This is a genomic window from Longimicrobiaceae bacterium (genome assembly GCA_035936415.1).
Classification (GTDB): Bacteria; Gemmatimonadota; Gemmatimonadetes; order Longimicrobiales; family Longimicrobiaceae; genus JAFAYN01.
This window is the reverse complement of sequence record DASYWD010000029.1, coordinates 1-5,605: the sequence shown is the minus strand read 5'-3', so window position 1 is coordinate 5,605 and position 5,605 is coordinate 1. Positions and strand designations below refer to the sequence as shown.

At 74.4% G+C, this 5,605-nt stretch carries 5 protein-coding genes; all 5 read right to left on the bottom strand.

Annotation, left to right across the window (positions count from 1 at the left end; all coding sequences use genetic code 11):
* Positions 1 to 74 precede the first annotated feature (74 nt).
* Positions 75 to 1,856: an alpha/beta hydrolase gene (locus VGR37_01145; protein HEV2146001.1), complete on the bottom strand. Its 1,782-nt coding sequence runs from the start codon at positions 1,854 to 1,856 to the stop codon at positions 75 to 77.
* 194 nt (positions 1,857 to 2,050) lie between these two features.
* Positions 2,051 to 2,707, bottom strand: coding sequence for a peptide-methionine (S)-S-oxide reductase MsrA (gene msrA, locus VGR37_01140; protein ID HEV2146000.1), 657 nt, complete (start codon positions 2,705 to 2,707; stop codon positions 2,051 to 2,053).
* 1 nt (position 2,708) lies between these two features.
* Positions 2,709 to 3,242: a peptide-methionine (R)-S-oxide reductase MsrB gene (msrB, locus tag VGR37_01135; protein HEV2145999.1), complete on the bottom strand. Its 534-nt coding sequence runs from the start codon at positions 3,240 to 3,242 to the stop codon at positions 2,709 to 2,711.
* Between the two features lie 97 nt (positions 3,243 to 3,339).
* On the bottom strand, positions 3,340 to 4,671 hold the full coding sequence (locus VGR37_01130) for an amidohydrolase (protein HEV2145998.1): 1,332 nt from the start codon (positions 4,669 to 4,671) through the stop codon (positions 3,340 to 3,342).
* A 93-nt stretch (positions 4,672 to 4,764) separates the two neighbouring features.
* A partial coding sequence (locus VGR37_01125) for a GMC oxidoreductase (protein ID HEV2145997.1) occupies positions 4,765 to 5,605 on the bottom strand: 841 nt, incomplete at its 5' end.

Below are 5,605 nucleotides of genomic sequence, written 5' to 3'. Positions count from 1 at the left end.
GCGTCCCACCGCCCCGGAAGGCAGCCCGGGGCGCACCGGGTCGCCGTAGCGCCGCCGCAGGACGCCCCCGGCGCCTACTTCCGCGTCGCCGTCAGCGTGGGGACGCCGCCGTCCTCCAGCCGCATCGCGCGCGCCCTGCCGCCCTCGGTCTCGAACACCACGTTGAGGTTCACGCTGCCGGGGCGCCGGAAGCGCGTGGGCGAGAGGGGGACGAGCACCCAGCGCCCCTGCGGCATCGTCATCTCCAGCCGCTCGCCATTCACCGCCACCGTAGCCGTGAAGCCCTGCGCCTGGTACTCGCCGGCGAGCCGGGCCAGCGCCGCCGGCTCCACGCGCGCCACCTGCGTCTGGATGGGCTCCGTGCGGAAGGGGCGCCGCCGGATGGTGCCCACGCAGGAGGTGTCGAGCGCGGCCACGCTCGCCGCGCGCACGAAGTCGTTCATCAGCCGGTCGACGCACGACGCGTTCTCCAGCCCGCCGAAGCCGTGCGCGCCGCTGGGGACCACCACGTGGAGCGAGTTGCGGAGGTGCCGCGCCACCTGCTCGCCGCCCGACGGCGGCGTGACCGGGTCCCACTGGCCCGACAGGATCAGCGTGGGTGCGTCGGAGACCACCGGGCCGCGGAAGCCGGGGTCGATGGGCGCCCGCGGCCACTCGGCGCACGCGGCGCGCTGGTCGCGGAGGCGGTAGTCGCCCAGGAAGGTCCCCGCGGCCCGGCGCGCCCCCTCCGCCGGGTCCGCGAAGGGGACGTCCTCGGCGCAGGTGACGGCCAGGAAGACGGCGTGGCTCCCCGCGTTCACCATGTTCATCCGCCGGTCGAGCGCGAACTCGGCGATCGGACCGAAGTCGCCCCGCGCCGCGTGCTGCACCATCACGGGGATCAGCCCGGACGTCCCCACGCCGTAGAGGAGGTACCGCATCCCCTCCGCGTACAGGTCGCGGGTGAAGGGAAACCGCACCGGCTCGCCCGTCGCCGGGTTCACCACCTCCACCTCCACCGGCCCGTGGGCGAGGCGCTCCAGCGAGCGCCGCAGGTTCGCGCGGAGCTCCGGGAAGGCGGCCCGGCAGGCGGCCTCCGCCTCGCACTCCGCGACCACCCCGTAGAGCGCCCGGTCGGCGTCGCGCGCGAAGTCGAGGGGGCTGCTCGCGTCGGTGGGGACCACGCCCAGCAGGATGGCCGAGCGGACCCGCTCCGGGTGGCGCCGCATGTAGACCAGGGCCGTGCGGGTCCCGTACGAAGCGCCGAAGAGGTCGAGCCGCTCGTACCCCAGCGCCGCGCGGACCTCGTCCAGGTCGTCGGCCGCGGGGTCGCTGGTGTAGTGCGCGAGGTCGGCCTTCCGCTCCAGCTCGGGGACGCACGCCCGCACCCCCTCGGCGGGCATGAAGGCGCCCAGGAAGCTCGCTGCGTCCCCGCTGGAGCCGTAGAGGCCGCAGTGGAGCGGGTAGCTCCCCCCGGTCCCGCGCTGGTCCACCAGGAGGACGTCGCGCCCCTCCCGGGAGGGCCCGAAGCTGGAGGTGATCCACCCCGCGGCGTTCGTGGCGGCCGAACCGGGCCCGCCGGCCAGGTAGGTGAGCGCCTCGCGCGCCGGGCCCGTCTCCGTACCGGGGATCACCACGAAGCGGATGGGGATCCGCCGCCCCGACCGGGCCGCCCGGTTCTCCCACACCTCCAGCGTGCCGCAGCGCGCCGGGCCCTGCACGCCCGGGAGGGTGCACGGCTCCACCACCAGGCCGGCGACGCTCGACGAGGAGGCGGCGGGGACAGCCGGGTTGGCCGCGGGAGGAGGCGTGGCGGCCGGGGTGCACGCGCTCGCGGCGGCCAGCACGACACCAGGGACGAGCGTGCGCATCTGCATCGGGTCCTCGGGGCGGGAGGGTGGAGGTGCGCCCGGCCGCGATCCGCCGGGTCGTAGAGTTGGACGCCGGGTAGAGGCATACGGTTGGATTCCGCCACAGGTCAGGAGCCCCGTACTGCCCCGGAGCGGCGACGGGCGGCCCTCCACTGGAGAGCCGCCCGTCACTTTCGTTCCGACCGCCCGGTCCGGGACGGCTACTGCTTGCCCCAGACCTCTTCCAGCCGCCGAGCGCGTCCGCAGCTGAACTTGTAGTACTTGTAGCGGATCGGGTTCTTGCGGTAGTAGTCCTGGTGGTACTCCTCCGCCGGGTAGAACTTCGCAGCGGGGACGACCTCCGTCACCACGGGGCCGGAGAGCTTCCCGGACCGGTCCAGCGCCGCCTTCGAGGCATCCGCCAGCCGCCGCTGCTCCGCGTCGTGCGCGAAGATGGCCGAGCGGTACTGCGACCCCACGTCGCAGAACTGCCGGTTGGGCGTGACCGGATCCACGTTCCGCCAGAAGACGTTCAGCAGCTCGGCATAGCCGATCTTCCGGGGGTCGTACACGACCTGGACCACCTCGGCGTGCCCGGTCCCGCCGGCCGAGACCTGCTTGTAGGTGGGGTTCCGCACGTGGCCCCCCATGTAGCCGGAGGTGGTGGAGACCACCCCCTCCGCCGCGTCGAAGGCCTCCTCCACGCACCAGAAGCACCCGCCGGCGAAGGTCGCCGTCTTCAGCCCCTGCTGCGCGGAGGCCGGGGCCGCCGCGGCCGCGGACGGCGCGTCGGCTTCGGCCGGGGGCGCCTGGCAGGCGGCCGCACTCGCGGTGACGAACATGGACAGCACGGCCAGGAACGACACGTGAAGCTTCATATCAGCTCCTCAGCTCGGGAAGCGGGGTCCCCTGGGGGACGAACCGCAGCGCCACCCCGTTGTTGCAGTAGCGCTTGCCGGTGGGGCGTGGGCCGTCGTCGAAGACGTGCCCCTGGTGCCCGCCGCAGCGGACGCAGTGGTACTCGGTGCGCGGCAGGATCATCTTGAAGTCCCGCTTCGTGGCGACACGCCCGGAGATGGGCTTCCAGAAGCTCGGCCACCCCGTCCCGCTGTCGTACTTCGCCGCGGATTCGAAGAGGGGGAGGTGGCAGGCCGCGCAGACGTAGGTGCCGTCGCGGTACTCCTTGTCCAGCGGGCTGGAGCGCGGGCGCTCGGTGTCCTCCTCGAAGAGCACGGCATAGGCCGCGGGCGTGAGCAGCTTGCGCCATTCGGCCTTCGGCTTGTTCAGCTTCGCGATGCGCTGCCGGTCCTGCGCGGGCGCCGCCGCCGCCGCCTCCCCGTCCGCGCCCACGCGGCCGAGGAACGGAACGGCGGCCAGGCCGAGCAGGCTGCCCAGAAAGTGCTTGCGGGTCATTCTCCCTCCGGTGTGTGGATCCCACACACCAGAACCCCGGGAACCGGCGCAGGTTCCTGCCGCATCACTGTTTACCCGCGGCCCAGCCCCTGTCCCGTCACCCTCCGGTGAGGAAGTCCACGGCCACGTGCGCCATGGCGCGGACGCCCACCGGGAGCGCGCCCTCGTCGGCGAAGAAGTGCGGCGAGTGGTTGGCGGGGACGCGCGCCGGGTCCTGCCCCTCGGGGACGATCCCCAGGAAGAAGAACATCCCGGGCACCTGCTGCTGATAGTACGAGAAGTCCTCCGCGGCGGTGATGGGGCGCACCGTCCCGAGGCGCTCCGGCCCGACGACGCGCGCCAGGGTGGGCGCCATGCGCGCCGTGAGCTCCGGGTCGTTGAAGGTGAGCGCGGCGGCCTCGCGGATCTCCACCTCCGCGGTGGCGCCCGCCGCTTGGGCGATCATCTGCGCGGTGCGGCGGACGCGCTCGTGCGTCTCGCGCTGCATCGTGGTGTCGAAGGTGCGGATGGTGCCCAGCATCACCACCGAGTCCGGGATGATGTTCTGGCGCACGCCGCCCTGGAAGCTGCCGATGGTGACCACCGCCGGGGCGACGGTCAGGTCGAGCTGCCGCGCCGGGATGGCCTGCAGGGCGCTGACGATCTGCGCCCCGACGACGATGGGGTCCACCCCGCCCCAGGGCACCGCGCCGTGCGTCTGCTTCCCGCGCACGACGATGCGCACGTTGTCGGCGGCCGCCATGGTGCCGAGCGGGCGGAAGTGGAGCGTCCCCACCGGCTGTGGCCAGACGTGCAGCCCGAAGACGGCGTCGGGCTTCGGGTCCTGCAGCACCCCTTCCTTCACCATCAGCCGCGCGCCGCCCTCCTCGCCGGGCGGGGGCCCCTCCTCCGCCGGCTGGAAGATGAAGACCACCGTGCCGGGGATCCGCTCCCGCATCCCGGCGAGCACCTGCGCGGTGCCCATCAGCATGGCCGTGTGCAGGTCGTGCCCGCAGGCGTGCATCACCCCCACCTCCTGCCCGTTGTACGTCGTGCGGACGGTGCTCCGGAAGGGGAGGTCGGTCTGCTCGGTGACCGGGAGCGCGTCCATGTCCGCGCGGAGGGCGACCACCGGCCCGGGCCGGCCGCCGCGCAGCACCCCCACCACCCCGGTGTGGGCGACGCCGGTGCGCACCTCCATCCCCAGGCCGCGCAGGTGGTCCGCGACCAGCTTCGCCGTGCGCGTCTCGCGGTTGGAGAGCTCCGGGTGCTGGTGGATGTCGCGCCGCCACGCCACCACGCGCGGCTGCACCTCTGCGGCGCGGCGGTCCGCCTCGGCGCGCAGGGCGGCGGCATCCTGGGCCGCGGCGGGGACGGCGCCCGCCAGCGCGACCGAGGCGAGGGCGGCGGCGAGGACGGAGGCGCGATACGAACGAGGGCGCTGCGTCATGGTCGGTCCGGGGAACGCGTGAGCTCGGGAGGAAGAGACAAAGATACACGTCCGCACGCCCGCCCGGGGAGCCCCGGGCCGGGGCGGGCCCGGTCAGCCCGTCCGGTGGCGCGCGTGGATCCGCTCCGCCACCACGGAGGCCAGCGCCATGATGGTCTCCTGCGGGTTCACCCCCGGCGCCGTGGGGAGGAGCGACCCGTCGCAGACGTACAGCCCCGGGACGCGCCAGCGCTCGCCGGAGGGGGAGCACCCGCTCGTGTCCGGGTCGCGGCCGATGCGGCAGGTGCCGTTGACGTGCGCGGACATGAGCCCCAGCCGGTTGGGCGCGAAGCCGCGCCGCGCGATTTCCCCCAGCTCCGCGGCGCAGCGGATCCGGCACTCGTCCGCGTGCAGCGTCGCCACCTCCTCGGCCCCCGCGGCGAGCTGGATCCGCGCCGCGGCCTCGATCCCCCGCAGTGCCATCCGCCCGTCCGCCGCGGCGAGGCGGTAGCGGATGCGCGTCCGTCCGCGCCGGTCCACGCGGACCTCGCCGCTGGAGCGGGCGCGGTCGGCGCCGTCGCGGGTGAGGACGATCATCGTGCACAGCCGGGGGAGGGTCTCCATCGCCTCGCGGTGGCGCGCTCCGAAGCCGGGGAGCGCCACCGCCGAGACCGCTGGGTAGAGCGGCGGGCACTCGATCCAGAATCCGTACCCGTCCCCGTCGCCGCGGATGAACTCGTCGCACACGGAGGAGATCGGGATCCCGCCCGACTGGTACATCGTCCGGTCGTACAGCCCCGAGACCACCGTGGTGGGGTGCAGGCGGAGCCACTTCCCCACCCCGCCGCCGCCCATCCCCGAGCGCTGCAGCAGCGCGGGCGTCCCCACCGCCCCCCCGGCGAGCACCACGATCGGCGCCTCCACCGTCACCCGGCCGCGGGGCGCGCCGGTGGCC